At 61.1% G+C, this 19,261-nt stretch carries 19 protein-coding genes and 5 pseudogenes; 11 read left to right on the top strand and 13 right to left on the bottom strand.

From position 1 onward, the window contains the following. Positions 1–15: 15 nt before the first annotated feature. Genes FE851_RS24585 through FE851_RS24565 form a run of 5 tightly spaced genes read left to right on the top strand, consistent with a single transcriptional unit; the run spans position 16 to position 8,249 of the window. Positions 16–1,908 carry a type IV secretory system conjugative DNA transfer family protein gene (locus FE851_RS24585; protein WP_145206858.1) on the top strand — a complete coding sequence of 631 codons (1,893 nt, stop codon included), beginning with the start codon at positions 16–18 and terminating at the stop codon, positions 1,906–1,908. Next, entirely contained in the window at positions 1,905–2,438 is a 534-nt protein-coding gene (gene traF, locus FE851_RS24580; RefSeq protein ID WP_006954186.1) for a conjugative transfer signal peptidase TraF, read from the top strand. Before FE851_RS24585 ends, traF begins: the two co-directional genes overlap by 4 nt. A 4-nt stretch (positions 2,439–2,442) precedes the next feature. Then, entirely contained in the window at positions 2,443–4,623 is a 2,181-nt protein-coding gene (locus tag FE851_RS24575; protein WP_019053936.1) for a DNA topoisomerase 3, read from the top strand. Continuing rightward, on the top strand, positions 4,620–4,871 hold the full coding sequence (locus FE851_RS27195; RefSeq protein ID WP_006954184.1) for a hypothetical protein: 252 nt from the start codon (positions 4,620–4,622) through the stop codon (positions 4,869–4,871). Before FE851_RS24575 ends, FE851_RS27195 begins: the two co-directional genes overlap by 4 nt. Before the next feature lie 18 nt (positions 4,872–4,889). After that, positions 4,890–8,249 (top strand): zincin-like metallopeptidase domain-containing protein, encoded by a 3,360-nt coding sequence (locus FE851_RS24565; RefSeq protein WP_145206857.1) that lies wholly within the window; start codon positions 4,890–4,892, stop codon positions 8,247–8,249. Position 8,250: 1 nt separating this feature from the next. Here FE851_RS24565 and FE851_RS24560 read toward each other — a convergent pair whose 3' ends face one another. Continuing rightward, positions 8,251–8,652, bottom strand: coding sequence for a hypothetical protein (locus tag FE851_RS24560; RefSeq protein WP_019053934.1), 402 nt, complete (start codon positions 8,650–8,652; stop codon positions 8,251–8,253). A gap of 26 nt (positions 8,653–8,678) precedes the next feature. Between FE851_RS24560 and FE851_RS24555 the strand changes: the two genes are divergently transcribed. Together FE851_RS24555 and FE851_RS26455 are read left to right on the top strand one after the other, a co-directional pair. Further along, positions 8,679–8,924: a helix-turn-helix domain-containing protein gene (locus FE851_RS24555; RefSeq protein ID WP_019053933.1), complete on the top strand. Its 246-nt coding sequence runs from the start codon at positions 8,679–8,681 to the stop codon at positions 8,922–8,924. Between the two features lie 147 nt (positions 8,925–9,071). Beyond that, complete coding sequence (locus FE851_RS26455; RefSeq protein WP_006954178.1) at positions 9,072–9,221, top strand: hypothetical protein; 150 nt, start codon at positions 9,072–9,074, stop codon at positions 9,219–9,221. 10 nt (positions 9,222–9,231) lie between these two features. Here the strand turns inward: FE851_RS26455 and FE851_RS26450 are convergent, their stop codons facing one another. From FE851_RS26450 to FE851_RS24530, 6 genes and pseudogenes are all read right to left on the bottom strand, one after another. Continuing rightward, positions 9,232–9,396, bottom strand: coding sequence for a hypothetical protein (locus tag FE851_RS26450; RefSeq protein ID WP_019053931.1), 165 nt, complete (start codon positions 9,394–9,396; stop codon positions 9,232–9,234). A 217-nt stretch (positions 9,397–9,613) separates the two neighbouring features. Beyond that, the gene (locus tag FE851_RS24550) at positions 9,614–10,318 is read right to left on the bottom strand and encodes a DNA adenine methylase (protein WP_014194362.1); all 705 of its coding nucleotides are present in this window, start codon (positions 10,316–10,318) and stop codon (positions 9,614–9,616) included. A 148-nt stretch (positions 10,319–10,466) separates the two neighbouring features. Then, positions 10,467–11,009: a hypothetical protein gene (locus FE851_RS24545; RefSeq protein WP_261371179.1), complete on the bottom strand. Its 543-nt coding sequence runs from the start codon at positions 11,007–11,009 to the stop codon at positions 10,467–10,469. A gap of 25 nt (positions 11,010–11,034) precedes the next feature. Further along, a pseudogene (locus tag FE851_RS24540) lies at positions 11,035–11,283 on the bottom strand (transposase); the annotation flags it as partial. Positions 11,284–11,325: 42 nt separating this feature from the next. Further along, a pseudogene (locus FE851_RS24535) lies at positions 11,326–11,583 on the bottom strand (transposase); the annotation flags it as partial. A 33-nt stretch (positions 11,584–11,616) separates the two neighbouring features. Beyond that, positions 11,617–12,117, bottom strand: a pseudogene (locus FE851_RS24530) (transposase); the annotation flags it as partial. A 177-nt stretch (positions 12,118–12,294) separates the two neighbouring features. Here FE851_RS24530 and FE851_RS26445 point away from each other — a divergent pair. The 3 genes and pseudogenes from FE851_RS26445 to FE851_RS24515 form a co-directional block, all read left to right on the top strand. Next, on the top strand, positions 12,295–12,612 hold the full coding sequence (locus tag FE851_RS26445) for a hypothetical protein (protein WP_186378983.1): 318 nt from the start codon (positions 12,295–12,297) through the stop codon (positions 12,610–12,612). A gap of 2 nt (positions 12,613–12,614) precedes the next feature. Beyond that, positions 12,615–13,118, top strand: a complete 504-nt coding sequence (locus FE851_RS24520; protein WP_145206856.1) for a hypothetical protein — start codon at positions 12,615–12,617, stop codon at positions 13,116–13,118. Further along, positions 13,066–13,197 (top strand): annotated as a pseudogene (locus FE851_RS24515) (IS6 family transposase); the annotation flags it as partial. The gene FE851_RS24520 and the pseudogene FE851_RS24515, both read left to right, overlap by 53 nt. A 52-nt stretch (positions 13,198–13,249) precedes the next feature. Here the strand turns inward: FE851_RS24515 and FE851_RS24510 are convergent. The 4 genes and pseudogenes from FE851_RS24510 to FE851_RS24490 all read right to left on the bottom strand — a co-directional run. Next, positions 13,250–13,390: pseudogene (locus tag FE851_RS24510) on the bottom strand (IS6 family transposase); the annotation flags it as partial. A 108-nt stretch (positions 13,391–13,498) separates the two neighbouring features. Continuing rightward, positions 13,499–13,981: a flavin reductase family protein gene (locus FE851_RS24500; protein ID WP_145206855.1), complete on the bottom strand. Its 483-nt coding sequence runs from the start codon at positions 13,979–13,981 to the stop codon at positions 13,499–13,501. Next, positions 13,968–14,693, bottom strand: a complete 726-nt coding sequence (locus tag FE851_RS24495) for an FAD synthetase family protein (protein WP_222422996.1) — start codon at positions 14,691–14,693, stop codon at positions 13,968–13,970. The genes FE851_RS24500 and FE851_RS24495 overlap by 14 nt, the downstream gene beginning before the upstream one ends. After that, on the bottom strand, positions 14,659–16,227 hold the full coding sequence (locus FE851_RS24490; RefSeq protein WP_145206854.1) for a 4-hydroxyphenylacetate 3-hydroxylase N-terminal domain-containing protein: 1,569 nt from the start codon (positions 16,225–16,227) through the stop codon (positions 14,659–14,661). Before FE851_RS24490 ends, FE851_RS24495 begins: the two co-directional genes overlap by 35 nt. Positions 16,228–16,402: 175 nt before the next feature. On the opposite strand from FE851_RS24490, the gene FE851_RS24485 reads away from it, so the two are divergent. After that, a complete protein-coding gene (locus FE851_RS24485) occupies positions 16,403–17,149 on the top strand; it encodes an IclR family transcriptional regulator (RefSeq protein WP_145206853.1) in 747 nt (248 codons plus the stop codon). Between the two features lie 77 nt (positions 17,150–17,226). Here FE851_RS24485 and FE851_RS24480 read toward each other — a convergent pair. Further along, a protein-coding gene (locus FE851_RS24480) for an IS5 family transposase (RefSeq protein WP_145206863.1) occupies positions 17,227–17,984 on the bottom strand; the annotation gives its coding sequence in 2 pieces (ribosomal slippage) (positions 17,227–17,663 and positions 17,663–17,984; 759 coding nt in all). A 227-nt stretch (positions 17,985–18,211) separates the two neighbouring features. Then, positions 18,212–19,099, bottom strand: coding sequence for a LysR substrate-binding domain-containing protein (locus FE851_RS24475; RefSeq protein ID WP_145206852.1), 888 nt, complete (start codon positions 19,097–19,099; stop codon positions 18,212–18,214). Between the last annotated feature and the right edge of the window lie 162 nt (positions 19,100–19,261).

Raw genomic sequence — 19,261 nt, 5'->3', positions numbered from 1 at the left:
CGAGAAGGGCAAAGCATGGCAAAGAAGCGCAACACAGCCATCGGGCCGCAAGTGCGGGAGCGCGGAAGCAAGGGCGATAATCGCCCGTTGCTGGCGGCCCTTGTGTCCGGTTCCGCCCTTGGAGGCTTATGGAGCGCAACGCAGATGTTCGCGCACCAGATGGCCTATCAGGCAACCTTGGGGCCGAGTGCGGGCCATATCTATGTCCCGTGGCGTTTCCTGCAATGGTTCAGCAAATGGAGCGAGGTTCCGGCGCTGAAACCCGCCTTCGGGCAAGCCGTGGGCGTGGGCACCGTGGTTTTCGGCGTGGGCGTCCTGATAACCGCCGCTGTCAAACTGGCGAAATCGAACGCCGGGAAGGGCAATGCCTATCTGCATGGATCGGCCCGCTGGGCCGACATGGAGGACATTCGCGCGGCCAGCCTCGTTGAAAATGATGGGGTCTATATTGGCGCTTATCAGGAGAAGAACGGGAAGACGGTCTATCTACGCCATTCCGGCCCGGAGCATTGCCTTACCTATGCCCCGACCCGATCGGGGAAGGGCGTGGGCCTTGTCATCCCGACGCTGCTTTCGTGGCCGCATAGCGCCGTCATCACCGATTTGAAGGGCGAGCTATGGGCGTTGACCGCCGGTTGGAGGAAGCAACACGCCAACCAGATCGTCATGCGATTTGAACCGGCCAGCTCGCGCGGCTCCGCCCACTGGAACCCGCTGGACGAAATCAGGGTAGGGACTGACAACGAAGTCGCAGACGTTCAGAATCTCGCTACGCTGATAGTGGACCCGGACGGGAAGGGGGTCGAAAGCCACTGGCAAAAGACCTCGCGGGCGCTTCTGGTAGGCGTGATCCTGCATGTCATCTACAAAGCCAAGCATGGCGGCAACGCGGCGACCTTGGCCGAAGTGGATGCCGTGTTGGCCGATCCGGTTCGGCCCGCGCAGGAAGTTTGGGAGGAAATGCTTACGTTCGGCCATTTGCCGGGCGGCAAAAATCATCCCGTTGTCGGCAAAGCCGCGCGCGCCCAGCTCAATCGTCCCGATGATGAGGGCGGATCGGTTCTATCGACCGCGCAGAGCTATCTAGAATTATATCAAGACCCGGTTGTGGCCGCGAATACCGCCACTTCCGATTTTCTCATTCGTGACCTGATGAACAGCGAGAGGCCGGTTAGCCTCTACATCATCACCCAGCCCACGGATAAGGACCGACTGCGCCCGCTTGTCCGCGTCATGCTCAACATGATGGTGCGTATCCTCGCGCCCAAGCAGGAGTTCGAGGAGGGCCGGGTGGTTCAGAGCTACAAGCACCGCGCGCTATTTATGATTGATGAGTTTCCCAGCCTTGGGAAACTTGGAATCATTCAGGAGTCCTTGGCGTTCGCCGCAGGCTACGGCCTGAAATTCTATCTCATTTGTCAGGACACCAACCAGCTTAGGAGCCGGGAAACCGGCTATGGGCCGGATGAGCTGATAACCTCCAATGCTCATATCCAGAACGCCTATCCGCCCAACCGCGTTGAGACGGCCGAGCATCTTTCCAAACTCACCGGGCAGACCACCGTTCTTAAAGAGCAAATCACCAAAAGCACGGGACGCGGGGGCGGGGGGTTCTTTGGTGGCACCGTGTCCAAGACCGTGCAGGAAACCCAGCGCCCGCTTTTGACGCCGGATGAGTGTATGAGGATGCCGGGGCCGAAGAAGACCCCGGACGGAGATATTTCGGAAGCGGGCGACATGCTGATTTATGTCGCAGGCTATCCCATGATCTACGGCCGTCAGCCCCTCTATTTCCAAGACCCGACCTTTAGTGCCCGCGCCAAGATTCCCGCGCCGGATCGGAGCGACACGATCAGGGGCAATCAAGCGCCGAAGCCGCCCGAAGGGGGCCGGAGGATCAAACTATGAAGCGGCCGAGCTTCGCCAAGGTCAGCCGCTATGCGGTTTGTGGCGTGGCGGGGGCCATGATCGCCATGCTTGGCGCGAAGGCGGCGGGCCTTCGCTTCAACGCTACGCCGAGCATCCCGCTAGGCGTCTATCGGGCGACGGGCGGGACCGCGCAAAAGGGCGATCTTGTGGCGTTCTGTCCGCCCGCAGCGCCGCCCTTTTTGGAGGCGTTGCGTAGGCGCTACATCGAACCCGGCGACTGCCCCAGCGGAAGCTATGAAATGATGAAGCGGATTTTAGCCGCTAAAGGCGACCGCGTTCAGATTGGCGGGCAGGGCGTGCGGATCAACGGCCGCCTTGTCCCCGACAGCGCCCCGCAACTTGCCGATGGGGCAGGGCGGGCCTTGCCCCGGCTCAATGCCGATTGGACGCTAGGCGACGGGGAAATCCTTGTCCTTGGCGATGGCGCGGCCTCTTTCGACGGCCGCTATTTCGGGCCGATCAGCGCGCGGCAAGTGACCGCCCCTATCAAACCCGTAGTGACGTGGTGACGGCATGAGCGGGGAGATCATTGTCATTGCTGAAAAGCCCGAACTCGCGCGGGCCATTGCCGAGGGCCTTGGGGGAGGGGCGCGACAAGACGGCTTCATAGATTGCGGCCGTCATTATGTGACATGGGCGATCGGCCACATGCTTGAGCTGGTGGACCCGCAAGACCCGTGGAACATGGCCGCGCTGCCGATCAGCTTCATCCCGTGGGAAAAGCGGCCCGTCGCCAAGACGAGCGCCCAGCTCCGCACGATCGGCAAACTTCTCAAATCGGCGCGGAGCGTCATTCACGCGGGCGACCCCGACGATGAGGGCCAGCTTATTGTTGACGAGATTCTGCAATGGGCCGGGAGCCGGTTGCCGGTCCAACGCCTGCTAATCAATGACAACAATCTAAAGGTTGTGCAGCGGGCCTTGGCGTCCATGCGGGATAACCGTGAATTTGCCGGGTTGTCCGCATCGGCCGAGGCGCGCAGCGTGGGCGACTTGCTCTATGGCGTGAACATGACCCGCGCTTATACCCTCGCGGCGCAGGCGCGGGGGTTTCAGGGCGTTCTTAGCGTCGGCCGCGTGCAGACCCCTATCTTGGGCCTTGTCGTCCGCCGTGACCGCGATTTTGAGGCGCACACCAAGAGCTATTATTACACGGTTTCGGGCCAGTTCAGTTTCGCCGGGCTGACCTTTCCCGCGCGCTACCAGATCGGGGAGGGCGACCCGGTTGATGAGCAGCGCCGCTTGATCGACCGCAATTTTGCGACGGCGGTAGCCGGGGCGGTGCAGGGGCAACCGGCTCGCATCGCCAGCGCCAAGACCACGGCGAAAGAGGCAGCGCCGCCGCTGCCCTACAACCTCTTGAAGCTGCAAACCGATGCCGCACGGAAATTCGGCTATAAGCCCAATCAGGTGAAGGACATTACGCAGGCGTTGCGGGAGAAGCATCGCCTTATCACCTACAACCGCAGCGACAGCGAATATTTGAGTGATGAGCAGCACGCGGACGCCCCCGGCGTGCTGGCGGCCGTCGCCGCGACGGTCCCGATGCTGGCGGCGATCGCGCAGCGCGCGGACCCGGCGATAAAAAGCCGGGCCTTCAACTCGCAGAAGGTTTCCGCGCATCACGCCATCATTCCGACCGAAGCCACGGCCGATTTTGCCGCGCTGACAGAGCCGGAGCAGCGAATCTATATGCTGATCGCGCGCGCCTATGTCGCGCAGTTCTGGCCCGCGAACCAATATGACCAGACCGAAATCGAGATAGAGGTTGCGGGTCACGCCTTTGCCGCGCGGGGCAAGGTTGTGACCAAGCCGGGTTGGACGGTTCTCTATAAGAACGATGTAGGCAATGAGGACATTGCCGAGGACGAGGACACCCTTGCGGCCGATTTGCGTTCGATCGCGTCGGGCATGGCCGGGCAATGCCTTTCCGCCAGCGCCGACCAGCAGGAAACCAAGCCCAAGCCGCTCTATACGATGGCCACGCTTTTGACCGACCTAACGCGGGTGGCCAAATATGTTCGGGACGAGCGGCTTAGGAAACTCCTGATCGAGAAGGACAAGGGGAAGGCGGGCGAGCATGGCGGAATTGGAACCCCGGCGACCCGCGACAGCATCATAGCCACGCTTTTCGATCGCGGCTTTTTGATCGAGAAGGGCAAGAATATCGTCAGCTCCCCGCAGGCGCGCGGCTTCTATGACGCCTTGCCGGATCAGGCGAAATTTCCCGACATGACCGCCATTTGGCACGAACAGCAGCGCGCGATTGCCGAGGGCAAGAGCGATGCCATGACATTCGTTCGCGGACTGGCCGATTATGTCGGCCGCGAGGTCGCGCGGGTGAAAGAGCAGGGCCTTGCCATAGCGATCGACGCGCCGCCTTGCCCGTCATGTTCCAAGCCGCTGCGCCGGATCAAAGGGAGCAAGGGCTATTTTTGGTCCTGCACCGGCTATGCCGACGGCTGTAAATTCACCGCCAATGACAAGGCGGGCAAGCCGGAGCTGGTGAAGGCTCCCGCGCCCGTGCCGTCGCAGCAGCACAAATGCCAAGCGTGCGGCGCTGGCCTAGTGCGGCGTCCTTCCGCGAAAAAGAAGGGGGCCTTCTGGTGGAGTTGCAGCGCCTATCCCGGCTGCAAACAGACCTATTTCGACAACAAGGGACAGCCCGATTTCAGCAAAGGAGAACGAGCATGACGGATCAACCCAATGCGCAGGACGTGCCCACCCTTGACGAGCTGGTGACGCGCAAACTTGCCGACGCCGAGACGCCCGGCGCGGTTGTGGAGTTCGACCCGGAGGAGGCGGAGCGGGCGGGGGCCTTTGTTGAGGATGCCATGAGCGAGGCCGACGCGCGCGAGGCCGAGGAAGGGCTTGATGGTGACGCGGAGCCGATCGCCACGGGACGCGGCGAATTGATCGCGGCAGCGCGCAACGCCGACTAATCGGGAGGAGGCGAGGATATGGCCGAGGGCAAGATACCTTTTCACCAGCGCGTTGCCGACAAGCTGATAGAGCAGTTGAAGCAGGGCACCGCCCCTTGGCAAAAGCCTTGGGAGGCGACGGGCAGCAGCGGGTTGCCGTTCAACCCCACCACGGGGAAACGCTATCGCGGCGTCAATGTCCTCAATCTCATGTCCGAGGGCCGGGCTGATAATCGCTGGCTGACATACAAGCAGGCCGCAGCCCAAGGCGCACAGGTGCGGAAGGGCGAGAAAGGCTCCCTTGTCCAATACTGGCAGTTCGAGGAGGAGCGGGTAGTTCGGGACGAGAGCGGTAAGCCCGTTCTGGATGCCGAGGGTCGCCAGAGGAAAGAGAAGGTCGAGCTTGAGCGGCCCCGTGCGTTTTATGCCGTGGTGTTCAACGCCGAGCAGATCGACGGGCTTGCCCCGATCGTCACCACTACGCACGAATGGAATCCGGTGGAGCGGGCCGAGGCCATCTTGCGGGCGTCGGGCGCGAAAATCACCGAGGAAGCGGGCGACCGCGCCTATTATCGGCCTTCGACCGACAGCATCACCTTGCCGTTGCGGAGCCAGTTTCCGAGCGCGGATCGGTTCTACGCCACGGCGCTGCACGAGCTGGGGCACTGGACTGGCCACCCCAACCGCCTTGACCGGGATTTGGCGCACCCGTTCGGTTCGGAAGGCTATGCCCGCGAAGAATTGCGGGCCGAGATTGCGAGCCTCATAACCGGGCAGGAATTGCAGATCGGCCACGACCCGGAGCAGCACGCGGCCTATGTCGGATCATGGATCAAAGTCCTTGAGGAAGACCCGCTTGAGATTGTCCGTGCCGCATCGGACGCCGAGAAGATTCACACCTATGTTCTGGCGCTGGAACAAAAACAGGTTCAGCAGGTCGAGCAGGCACACGACCATACGCAATATTTCGTCAGCAACGAAAATACGCTTTGCTATCAGCAGCCGGGCATGGCGATGTTGGGCGTTCTTGCCAGCAATATAGACGGGCGCAACCCGATTAACGGGCCATTCTATGCCAGTCCGCTAGATCAAATCCGGCCTGCCACGCGCGAGGATTTTGACAGGTTCCGCGTTACTCTACCGCCAGACTTCCAGCAGGCGCAGGAGTATCGCCAGAATGATCTTGATGAGGGCGATCGGCTTGCGGTCGCGGACATGGCCAAGACTGTTCAAGCCTATGAGGAGTGGCAGAACGGCCCCCATTTCGAGGGGAACGAGGAAGCGGACCTAGTAATATCCGACGACCTCAATATGGAGCTGGACGAGCGTATAAAGGCCGCCTTCGCCAGACCGGGGCTTGCGGCGGCGCTCAATGCCTCCGGGTTTACGGTCGAGCGGCTGACAGACCATAGCGGCGACAGATGGGCCGCCGCAGCCGGGGCCGTTGCCGCCATAGGCGATCCTATACCGGAGCCGCAGCAGCACTATTCCGACCGCACTTTGCGCGCGCTGATCGACAAGCACGGTTGGGAGCCGGTTGATAGTGGCGGGCCGATGCACACCGTTCGACGGCAATTTGAGGGCGTCGGGCCGATCGGCACGATGATAACCCCGAACGGCGAGCGAAACCTTATGGCGGGCTATTCCGCAGATAGCGAACGCCGCCGCTATATCGCCTTGTCGCTTGGGCCGAACCAGATCACCGATTTTGACGGCCGCGACCAGAACCCGGAGGACGTTGCCCGCCTTGTCAATTTGAAGGCCGAGCAATATGCCGATGAGCGCCGCGAGCGGCAGGGCTTGGCCCCTCTCTATGCGGTCAATTCGCCGCCCTTGGGCATCGCCGCGACCGACCAGCGGGACGCCGCGCCAGAGCCTTCCACCCGCACATATCTTGCGGTCCCCTATCGGGAAAAGGACGAGGCGAAAGCCTTGGGCGCGAAATGGGATAAGGCCGAAAAGTCGTGGTATGTTCCGGCAGGCGCTAATGTCGAGCCGTTCCAGAAATGGCTTTCAAGCGCCGTAGAGGCACCCGCAGGAGATCTAGGCCAATCGCTCCCCGGCGAGCGCGCGCAGCGCCCCACGGCCCCGGAGCAGCCGCAGGAAGGGCAAACGATGCAGGAAACCCCGCGACAGGCACGCGAATATCTGGCGGTGCCTTATGGCGAACGAACCCTTGCCAAAGCCAACGGCGCGAAATGGGATGCCGCTCGCAAGAGCTGGTATGCGCCGGAGGGCGCGGACCCGGAGAAGCTGGCGCGCTGGAAAATAGACAATCAGCCGCGCCAGAAGGAGGCGAAAAGCCCGGAGGTCGAATTTGCCGACGCGATGAAATCTCTTGGCCTTGAGGTTCCCGCAGGGCACCCGATGATGGACGGCAAGACCCACCGCGTTCCGGCACAGGGCGATGGAAAGGGCGAGGCGGCGGGTTTCTATGTCGCCTTCACCGATGGCCACCCAGCGGGCTACATCAAGAACAACCGTTCGGGGCTGGATATGCGATGGAAAAGCACCGGCTACACGTTGAGCGAGGAGGAAAAGGCCCGGTTGAACGCCGAGGCCGCCACCAAGCGAGAGGAGCGCGAGCGGGAGCGGGCGGCGACATATGATGCGACGGCCGAGCGCGTGCAGCAGCGCGCCGCGCAATGCCGTCAGATCGAGCAGGCAACGCCCTACATGGAGAGGAAGGGTATTGCGCCGACGATCGGCGCGCTCGCCAGCGCCAGCGATACTACAATCCACCTTCCGGCGATCGACACCAGCGGCAAGCACTGGACGACGCAATATATTCAGGAAGACGGCACGAAGCGTTTTGCGAAGGAGAGCCACAAGGAAAGCTGTTTCCATGTGGTCAACGGGGGCGTGACGCCGCAGGCCGCACTAGCCGCGCTCGACAAGGCCCCGCGCATTATGATTGGCGAAGGCTACGCGACGATGGCGACCGTCTCTAGCGTGGTGGACCATGCGACCGTCGCGGCGTTCGATTCCGGCAACCTCCCCGCCGTCGCAGCCGCGTTGCGCGAGCGTTACCCCGACAAGCCGATTTTCATCATGGGCGAGGACGATCAGCGCGTCTTGGAGAAATTCGGCTACAATCCCGGCAAGGAGAAGGCGACCCAAGCGGCGCAGGCCGTGAACGGCGTTCCGGTCTTCCCGACCTTCGCCCCCGGCGAGCAGCAGGCCGACCCGGCACGCTTCACCGACTTCAACGACTTGCAGCAGAACAGCCGCTTGGGCCGTGAAGGCGCGGTGCGCCAGATCAGGGCGGCGATCGAGAACCCGCGTCAGCAGGAGCGGGAGGCTCCCCGGATCAAGCTGGACGACGAACGCGAAAGGAAGCGTTCCGGGCCGGTTATCGGAGACGATCAACCGGCCCAGCGCCGCAGCGTTCGACGCTAGATCAAGCGGAAACCAACTTCCTAGAATAGTCGAGGGAACGGAGCGCGGTTTTGAGATGGAAGGCGGTTATGTCGTCGTCCATCTCCACCGCGATAACGAGGCTTTCCCGTGCGAGGTCTATAGCGTGGAGGAGGCGGCGATATTGTTCATCGCTCAAGTCCGTGTCTCGCATTGTTCTCGCAGTTCGCGGGGCCTTCGCTTCATCCACGGTCAGGGTGACAGGCTCCCGATCGTCATGGCCTTCGGCCTCTAGCTCGCTAATGTAATGCAGCGAATGGAGCGCGTGTTTCAGTTGGAAGGCTGATAGATCGTCGCCCAGCTCCGCCGCGATAGCGAGGCTTTCGCGCGTGAGGGCTATAGCATGTTGGAGGCGGTGATATTGTTCGTCGTTCAAGTCCATCATCACCCGACTCCGAAGCAGGTTCCAGAATGGCAATATACCTACGTTTGGACGATATGGCGCACCCGTTGAGCAAATTATTCGGGAAGCGGTTGAGGGCGCGGAGGCAGGCCCTCAAAATGTCGCAAGCGATGCTGCATGAGCAAACCGGCGTCACGGCTTCCTACATTTCGTTTATCGAGAACGGGAAGGCCAATCCGACCTTGGATGTTATGGCGCAGCTCGCGGACGCGATCGGGTGCCCTGTCTCGGAAATGTTGGCCGCTGAAGCATAGTCGCCGCTGTCTATGTGCTGCAGCATAGCCGCCCGCGTCTATGTCGCCGGTGGCATAGACGTTCCCGTCTATGATGCGGGCCGGTGAAGCCTCCTTGCTGGCTTAGGAGGTTGCAGCATCGAGCCGGAGCCGTAATCATCCGGTGCCATGAAGGAATGGCCCGATCCGAACGACGATACCGGCAGCGACTTGCTTATCCACATCGAGTTTTGGGGATTGCTGGCGCTTACCGGGCTTGCCTTCCTCGCGGGCGTTGGGCCGCCGATCGTCCGCTTTGTCCGTTCAGTCATCGGATAGGCGCGCACGCCTATGATGCTGTCCCGTGGCGGGGAACAATGTAGGCCCATATGCCGCCTTGGCTCGCCCACTCTGGATGCGAATAATTATAGGCCATCATGGCGAGCGTGAACAGCAGCAGCAGAAGCGCCGACAAATCGCCGCGCGAAAAGGGCCTGTTGTTATCGCCGTTCATCGCCTCTTTTGACACAGGAGCGGTAATCGGACCCTTGCCCGCCTTGGTTAAATGTTGGTGGACGAGCTGGGGGCGCAAAAAGATGGACCCGACAGCTAATGCAGCCGGGTCCAGTGAAAGAACCTAAATGATCGAGAAAGGTTCTTCGGGTCGCAGGGCTGATCTAGGATGCTTTGGTTAATCATTTCACAACGGCAACGAGTGCGGTGCTGGCCTGCTATGAGTCCACTTCCAGCAGCGCGGCGAGGATCGCAATTCGCTCGCCCGCAGGCAGCTCGCTAAACATGCGTTTCCAACGTGCCGCCTTGCGCTTGATCCTCTGGCGATCGGTGAAATCCACCCCGGCATGGGTGGCCCAATGCGCCGCATCGGGCGCATAGTTCATCCATAGACATTCGGTGCGCGGCCCGCCTCGCGTCATGGCCTGATAGGACAGGACGCGCCAGCGCGGCGCGGGCAGCAGCTCGCTATACAGGGACGAGGGATAGCCTGAAATCATCACCGAGGCGGGCAGCGCATCGAGGACGGCCAGCAGTTCCCTATGGTCCGCGTCCGTATAGTCATAGCGGTAGCGCGTGCCCGGATGGGAGCGCGTGGCGAGGACATAGGGCGGATCAGCATAGATCAGCACGCGCCCAGCGGCCGAAAAGTCGAAATCGCGCAGGAAGGCGAGGCAATCGACGTTGTAGGTTTCGACGGCCGCGCCATCGAACGCGCTCGATTCCTCTGCCGCGATCGAGCCGAAGCACTCAAAGGTAGCCGGATCAATTTCGAGGCCGATCGAGCGGGCAGCGGGAGGCTTGCGCCGGAGGACGATGCCGGAGCCTAGATGCGTCTCAATGTAGGTATCGTGCGGCGGCATATTGGCAATCACAGCCTGATATGCGCCCGAAACCTGTTTCGAGCCGAGATAGCCGGTCATGGCACCTACTGGAAAAGAAGGGGCAGGCGGGGGAAGCGTCCCCCTGCGATCGGGCCGCCCAGCGTCCCGCTCGACCCCCACAGCAAGGGGCCAGCCCCTCGCAACGCTCCCCGGCTAACACCAAACGGAAGGTTGGGGCTGGGGGCGTTCATCTGGAACGCCGGGGCGACGGCGGCTTAGGCAGGCCGTGGCCGATTTCGTTGGATTTGGTTTTGCCGTCGCCTTCGCTCTGGCCTGTTTTGAGGGCGTCGGAGAGTCCGGCGAGCGAGCTTCCCCGCGCCGCGTTCAGGAGAGACGTTCGGCCACTTTCCGGCGTAGCTTTTCGTCCGTCGCCATGTGCGAGGCTCCCACCAACATCAGGGCCTCCAATCGCGTAAAGTTGCCCGTGGGGAGACTGTCCTTTGAATTGGAGGGCGCAATCGGCGCTGACGCGGCCGAGCTGGTTGAGCCGGTCGAACTCTCTTTCAAGCCTTTCTTGGACAGGTCCATTTTCCAATTCCTTCCGCCAGATATTTACACCGTCCATGCCTTCTAGGCGATGAACATTCGCACGATCGCGCACGTCATGGACCGCAACCGAAATCTGATCGCCAAAGCGACCTAGCAGGCTGCGGAAAAAGGCGCCGCAGTGGTCACCGTCGATCTGCGTTCGAAGGAGGGGGACTGGTCTGTCGCTGTCTCTTATACACATCTAGATGTGTATAAGAGACAGCTCCGGGGCCGCCTTCATCCTTGGGTCTGAAGCTTTTCGCGCTTGCCCACGCTTCGATCAACGTGCCGTCCACCGAGAAATGATCGTCCGAAAGAAGAGCTTGCACGCGTGGCTGGTTGATGATGGCCGACAGGAGCTTGGCGGCAACGTCCCCGGACAGCAGCCTCTCGCGGTTCTTGGTGAAGACCGTGACATCCCAGATCGGCGCATCCATCGCCAGGCCGACGAACCAGCGAAAGAGCAGGTTGTAGTCCTGTCTCTTATACACATCTAGATGTGTATAAGAGACAGCTCCGGGGCCGCCTTCATCCTTGGGTCTGAAGCTTTTCGCGCTTGCCCACGCTTCGATCAACGTGCCGTCCACCGAGAAATGATCGTCCGAAAGAAGAGCTTGCACGCGTGGCTGGTTGATGATGGCCGACAGGAGCTTGGCGGCAACGTCCCCGGACAGCAGCCTCTCGCGGTTCTTGGTGAAGACCGTGACATCCCAGATCGGCGCATCCATCGCCAGGCCGACGAACCAGCGAAAGAGCAGGTTGTAGTCCTGTCTCTTATACACATCTAGATGTGTATAAGAGACAGCTCCGGGGCCGCCTTCATCCTTGGGTCTGAAGCTTTTCGCGCTTGCCCACGCTTCGATCAACGTGCCGTCCACCGAGAAATGATCGTCCGAAAGAAGAGCTTGCACGCGTGGCTGGTTGATGATGGCCGACAGGAGCTTGGCGGCAACGTCCCCGGACAGCAGCCTCTCGCGGTTCTTGGTGAAGACCGTGACATCCCAGATCGGCGCATCCATCGCCAGGCCGACGAACCAGCGAAAGAGCAGGTTGTAGTCCATCTGCTCCATCAACTGGCGTTCCGAGCGGATCGAATAGAAGGCCCGCAGGAGCAAGGCCCGAAGAAGTTTCTCGGGTGGGATCGACGGCCTCCCGATACGAGAATACAGGCCGTCGAAGTCCGCGGACAGCACTTCGAGCGCTTCATCGACAATCGCCCGGATCGCGCGAAGAGCATGGTTCGCCGGCACCCGAGCCTCGCAACTCACGTACGAGAACAGCCCCTCGCTCCGTTCATCACCGCCGCGCATCCCGATCCCTTCAACATCCCTCTACGGGATCCTGGAATCAGCAATGCCACATCAAGGCAAGCGCCTTTTTCCGCAGCCTGCTAGAAGGGCCTCTAGGCCGTCAGGCGTGCCCTCCTGAATACGCACCATCACGGCCGCGCTCGCGCCCCTGCCCAGCTCCTCAAAGCGTTGGAACGTGTGCGCAAGCGCCTCCTCTGGCCGAGGCAACACCGCTATTACCCCGACTCTGCATCCGGCGCTCAATGCCTGTTCGACCTTGGCGATGCTCGCTTGCGGATCGACAAGCTGGCCCTCAAAGATCGCGCGCACGTCACGGCCGAGCCGGTTTCCTTCATGCAGCGCCGCATACTGGATTTCAGAGGTTTTCCCGGCCCCCGGCATCCCGGTTACGAACAGCACCAGGTTGCGGGCCGGATCGGAGCTATCGGCTCTGTTGCAAACTCTGACACGGTTTCCAAGATTGGGCTCATGTACCTGTCTCTTATACACATCTAGATGTGTATAAGAGACAGGTGCAGCGCTACGCGCCGGAGATGGAGAAGCGTCTCCGCTGGTTCTGGCCTGTCTCTTATACACATCTAGATGTGTATAAGAGACAGGTGCAGCGCTACGCGCCGGAGATGGAGAAGCGTCTCCGCTGGTTCTGGCCTGTCTCTTATACACATCTAGATGTGTATAAGAGACAGGTGCAGCGCTACGCGCCGGAGATGGAGAAGCGTCTCCGCTGGTTCTGGCCTGTCTCTTATACACATCTAGATGTGTATAAGAGACAGGTGCAGCGCTACGCGCCGGAGATGGAGAAGCGTCTCCGCTGGTTCTGGCCTGTCTCTTATACACATCTAGATGTGTATAAGAGACAGGTGCAGCGCTACGCGCCGGAGATGGAGAAGCGTCTCCGCTGGTTCTGGCCTGTCTCTTATACACATCTAGATGTGTATAAGAGACAGGGCCCAGGCATGGTGCCTGCAGCCAGGTATCATGGGGGAGGTGCGCCTGGTTGAAAGAGCATTCGGAATTGGACCCTCGGCCCTGACCGAAACCATGATTATGCTCAATAAGCATTTCGCCAATGCCGCCTAATCCCCCAACTGGGTGACACCGCGCGGCCGTGCCCCATGTTTGCAACAGAGCCGATCGCCGTATGGTCGACCGAAATGCCGCGTTCCGCCAGCATTTCCTCAAGGTCGCGATAGCTGATCGGATAGCGACAATACCAGCGCACCGCCCACAGGATCACATCACCCTGGAAATGGCGCCACTTGAAATCCGTCATCGTTCCGTCCGTCCAATCTCCGCCAAGCATGCTCAAGCTTCACGATTTTTGCAACAGAGCCTCCATGAGTATCCTCCCTGTTTTAGTAATAAGTCCGCCTGCCGGGGCCTATTCGTCGGCCGTGGCGAGCGTCGCAAATTTTCCGCCGCTGAAGACAAGCGGCTGGTTTCCGTTTTCACGGCCGATGTCCGTCACCCGGCCGATGAAGAGCGTGTGGTCCCCGGCCTCGATTTCCTGCTCGACATCGGTCAGGAACACCGCCAGGGCATCCGGGATCACCGGCAGTCCGTCACGCTCGGAAAAGACCCCGACCAACTCCGGGTCGTGCTTGCCGGCGAAATGCATCGCCAGCGGCTTCATGTCCTGGGCCAGGACATTCACGGCATAGCGCCCGGAGGAGCGCACCTTTTCCAGCATCCGGCTCTTGCGGTCGAGCGAGATGGTGATCAGGGGCGGGTCGAGCGAGACCGACATGAAGGCATTGGCCGTCATTCCGTGATCGCCGTCCTCGGTGCGGGTGCTGATTACCGTCACGCCGGTGGCGAAACGGCCGCAGGCATCGCGCAACTCGCGCGGGTCAAAACCAGACATCGAAACTCTCCTCATACCTCATGTCATTGGTTAACAGCGCCCCACAGAGCAGGGCGGAAGGCGCAGTCTCGCCTTGGAGCGAGGCCGCCTCGCTGAGCAGGCAGCTCTCGTGCAGCGCGCGGATGCGGCTGGACGAGATCGTCACGCCCCGTTCGCAAAGCACCGGGGGCGCAAGGACGACTTTGAAGTGGCGCGCCAGAAGATCGGTGTCGCCAGCCTGCCGCGCGCCGAAGCGGAAATCGGCCCCGACATGGATGCGCTTCGGCCCGATACGGGATAGATCAGCCAGGAAATCCGCAGGACTGCGCGCCGCATAGCTGTGGCCGAAATTTGAAAGTACGATGTAATCGGGACCGAGCCGGGCGATCCGGGCCAGCTTTTCCGACACCGGCGTCAATTGCCGCGCCTTGCCGAAGAACACCTTGGGCGGCGGATCGAAGGTCCAGACCACCGCTGGCAGCCCGGTCGCCCGCGCCTCGGCGACGACGCGGGTGATCAGCTCCTGATGGCCGCGATGCACGCCATCGAAGGCACCGATCGTCACGATGCTGGCCGGCAGGGCCAACTGATCGTCACGCATCACATTCGTTTGGCACCCGGAATAATCCAGAGACAACGGCCACCCCCCCTTCAAGTGTTCGGCGATGCGGCCGGCCGGACCGGCCGCATCGCGGCTCTCATTTCTGGAAGCCGGCTCGCAGGCGGTTGACATCCCAGGGATTGATCAGGTCGGGCGCTGTCCAGCCGTTCAGGTCGTATTCCGACATGAAGTCGCGGACCGTCTGCTGCATCTGCGCCAACTCGCCCGAGGCTTGGGCCGCCATCATGGTCTCGACGCGGATCGCCTCGTAGCTGCCGGCGTAGTTGGTTTCGTAAAGCTCGTGCCGGCCGCCGAATTCCGATCCGATCGCATCCCACAGCAGTTTCAGTAGCTTCACCCGGTCCAGCGCGACCATCCCGTTCGAGCCGCGGACGTAGCGGTCGAGATAGGGCCGTACCTCCTCGGATTCGAAGTCCAGCGACGAGGAGGGCAGATAGATCAGCCCCGAGGCGACATGGCGTTCGATCAGTTCCTTGATCCGGATGTAGGCCATCGGCGCAAGCACACGATAGGCGGTGCCGGCATTCAGGTTGGGATGGACGTAGCCGTCGGTCCCGACCCACGGCACCGGGCTTTTCACCAGTGCGTCGTTCAGCGCCCACATCATGTTGCGCCAGGCCACGACCTCGCCCACGGCGGTCTGCGGGCCGCGGAAGGCCGACACCCCGGTCGCGTCAAGCGCCATGGACAACAGGCCGGCGATGAAGTCGAGCTTGACCGCGAGGCGCGTGCTGCCGTGCATGGTGAAGCGCGCGCCGAAGCCCGAGGCGGGCAGGAAGGCGTTGATCTTCTCGATGTCGCCATAGACGAACAGGTTTTCCCAGGGCACCAGCACCTTGTCGAACACCAGGATCGCGTCGTTCTCGTCCAGCCGGCTGGACAACGGATAGTCGAAGGGCGTTCCCATCACCGCGGCATTCAGCTCATAGCTGGCGCGGCTGATCAACTTCACGCCGGGGCTGTCCATCGGGGCGGTGAAGATCAGGGCGAACTTCTTGTCCTTGATCGGAACGCCGTAATGGGCGACGAAGTTGTAATGCGTCAGCGCCGAGCCGGTGGCGACGACCTTGGCGCCCGAGACGACCACCCCGGCATCGGTTTCCTTCTCGACCTGCATATAGACGTCGCTGGCCTGTTCGACGGGCAGGTGGCGGTCGATCGGCGGGTTGACGATCGCGTGGTTCCAGTAGTCGAGCCGTTCCTGCGTGCGGGCATACCAGGCCTTCGCGTTGCCGGCATATTCCCCGTAGAAAGACGAATTGGCGCCCAGCGTGCCTATGAAGGCGGCCTTGTAGTCCGGCGCGCGGCCCATCCAGCCCTGCGCCACGCGCTGCGTCTCGGCGATAGCGTCTCGCCCCGCGATGAGTTCCTCGGCCGTCTTGGCTGCCTTGAAATAGGGGTGCGTCCAGCCGCCCGAGCCGGTGTCGGTCGGCCGACCGATCTGGTCCTTCTTCTCATGCAGCCTGTTGTACCAGCGCGCGACCATGCGTGCCGAGTTACGAAAGGCTGGATGGTCAGCAACCTTCTTGACCCGTTCCCCATGGATGAAGATCGTGCGACCGTCGTCCAGGCTGTCGAGATATTCGCTCCCCGTGTACGGCTGGGTCGCACTGACCCCCGCGTTGGGCTTGACATCGTCTTTCATTTTTCCTCCTCCCAAAGATCCGGCCACCGAAGCGCCGAAGTCTCATTCCGTATCGTCTTGCTGTAATGAGCACCCTACCTTGCAAAATTTGCATGGCTGTCGAAAGGTATGTTGAAATACCGCATACTTTTCCGGTAATACCGGAAAGCTGGTGCGGGGAGGGAGGGGGGTACCCATGAAAACGCTTCATAAGGTCGGAAGTCTGTTGCGGCAGTTCACAGCAGAGCAGCCGGAGCATTCCGTGACGGATCTCGCGCGTGCGATCAACAATTCGGTCAGCGGAACGCATGACCTTGTGAACGGGCTCGGGCGAATTGGCCTGCTCAGAAAGGTCGAACGGGGGCGGTATCGCCTCGGGCCGCTAGTGGCCACGCTCCATCGCGCGTTTGAGGATAGTTCGCCCCTGATGGGGGCCGCCCGCCCGGTCCTCGCCGAACTTTTGCGTGGCTATGGCGAGACCGTATATTTGACGATGGAGGACCACGGGCGGCTGCTGATTCTGGAGGCCTTGGAAGGCACGCAAGCCCTGCGCGTCTCGCGCGAGATGCTTGGGACCGGAGTCACGCTTCATGATAGCCCGCCGGGATTGTTGCATCTGGCGCAATACTCGCACCAGCAGATAGACGAATATCTCGATCACTACGCCCAGCCCGAAAACGCACTCCACAATCGGGAGAGCTTCCGCAACCGCCTCGCCGACATAGCAAGCGAGGGGTTTCTCGCCGGTCCACCCGCGAACGAGCCAGATGTCATCTGCGTAAGCGCAATGATCCAAAACCACATTTCCCAGCCTGTTGCGGCGCTGGTTCTAGTTGTTCCGCGCAGTCGTCACGAGATTCAGCCTCGGGCCTTTCGCAACATCGTCGTGGAAGCCGCGCGGCGTGTCTCGCTGCGTCTGCAGCGCCATCACGATCCCAACTAATAAGCGGCTTGCGCTGGCGCCGGGTCAGGCTGGTTCGGCCGGAAAAGCCTCGGGCCTAGGCTCCAGACTCATTAACTTTAGAGCCAGAAGAGTACGGTTGCGGCGAGTGCTATGGCCGATAGGAAGACGATAGGGCACCTGTCGTATCTGGTCGCCACCCGCCTCCAATCCTTGAGCCTGCCGAACATGATCTCAATGCGATTGCGGCGCTTATAGCGACGTTTGTCGTGCCTGATGACTTTCTTCCTGCCCTTCCGACCGGGGATGCATGCCTTTATCCCCTTGTCTTTCAACGCATCTCTGAACCAGTCAGCATCATAACCCCGGTCGGCCAGCATCCACTCTGCCTGCGGCAGGCTGCTCAGCATGGCAGCTGCACCGGTGTAATCGCTGACGGGGCCTGCGGTGACGAACATGCGGATCGGGCGGCCCTGAGCATCGGCTACGACATGAAGTTTTGTATTCATGCCGCCCTTCGTCCGCCCGATCAGCCTGCCACGCCCCCCTTTTTTACCCGCAGGCTGGAGGCCGTGCGATGGGCTTTCAGATAGGTCGCATCAATCATGATCGTCTTCTCGTCAGCCGCTTCGGCGGCCAGGCCGGCCATGATGCGGGTGAACACACCCATCCGGCTCCAGCGCTTCCATCTGTTGTAGAGGGTCTTTGGTGGGCCGTATTCCCTGGGCGCGTCACACCAGCGCAAGCCGTTGCGATTGATGAAGATTATGCCGCTCAGCACACGACGATCATCGACGCGGGGACGGCCATGACTTTTGGGAAAGAACGGCTCAAGCCGCGCCATCTGCGCGTCTGTCAGCCAAAATAGATGGCTCATCAGAAGGACCTCCAAGCGCCTCCTGAATCACCGAACAAAGCCATAATCAATGGGTCCTGACCCTAGGCGTCGAGCCTGTCGGGGAACATTCTGAAAGTGCTTCCTGGCAGACCGGACTTGCGAGCGCGCCAGCCAGGGTCGCGTGCGTTCCTGTCGAAAGCCGCCCGATCCATCATGGAACAACGGCAGGCAGTCGTCAGACGTGAACTGGCCAGCTTAGGGGCGGTTCAAAGTTTGCGTGCGAATCTCCGCGTCAGATCCATAAACTGCATGACCTGCGGCGCCCGATTGTCGAGACGGGTATGAACCATCAGCCCTATGCCGGGATTATATCCTTCATAGGGGCGCAAGATCAGGCCCGGCCGCGCCCCGAGACCTAGGGATTGGGGCACCAAGGCGATCCCCACTCCGACAGAGACGAGGCTGATCAGGGACTGAAAATCTGGGGCCAGTTCGGTGCTGCCCGGCGTAACACCCTCATGCGAAAGAATGTCCAGGACCACGGCGCCATAGCTCGGGCGCGACTGGGTGACAGATAGAATGATTGTTTGATCGGTCAGATCGGCAAGCCGTATCGTATCCCGGCTGCTTAAATCGGATCCTTCTGGTAACGCCAGAATGAATTTCTCGACACACAGTGGTTCTTTGCGGAATTCATCGTCCTCAAGCCCGGGCCGAGCCACGGCAACGTCGATCTCGCGTTGAACCAGCGAACGTTGCAGATTGGCGTTGTTCATCTCCCGCAGGCTGAGATGCACATCCGGGTACTCGCGCCGATAGCTTCGGATCAACGCCGGCAACACGCTGTAAGAGGCCGATCCGACAAAACCGATGCTGAGCCGTCCCGCCAAGCCCGAGCCGATGCGTTTTGTTTCGCTCAGGGCCAGTTCAAGCCGCTCAATAATCTCGCGGGCCCGGTCGCGCAGCACGCAGCCGGCCTGGGTAAGCTGGATCTGGCTGCGCGAGCGGTCAAAAAGATGAACCCCCAATTCCTCTTCAAGCAAGGCAATTTGGCGTGAAAGGGGGGGCTGTGCAATATCGAGCCTCGTAGCCGCGCGGCCAATATTCAGTTCTTCGGCAACTGCGATAAAATACTTCAACCGCTTGAGATACATGCGCCTTCCTCCCCCCGTCCCGCTTGGCAGAGCCGAGCGCGAGCGGATTCAGCATGCCTCCCTGGTCCGCATCGCGCAAGTTGAAGAGCCGCACAGTAAAGGCGGCTCTATCCGGCTTTGCTCAAAACGGCTCTGTTGCAAAAATCGTGAAGCTTGAGCATG

It is taken from the genome of Sphingobium sp. B2 (assembly GCF_007693735.1).
GTDB classification, from domain to species: domain Bacteria; phylum Pseudomonadota; class Alphaproteobacteria; order Sphingomonadales; family Sphingomonadaceae; genus Sphingobium; species Sphingobium xenophagum.
Note: the sequence above shows the minus strand (reverse complement) of the source record. Positions and strands in the feature narration are given on the sequence as shown.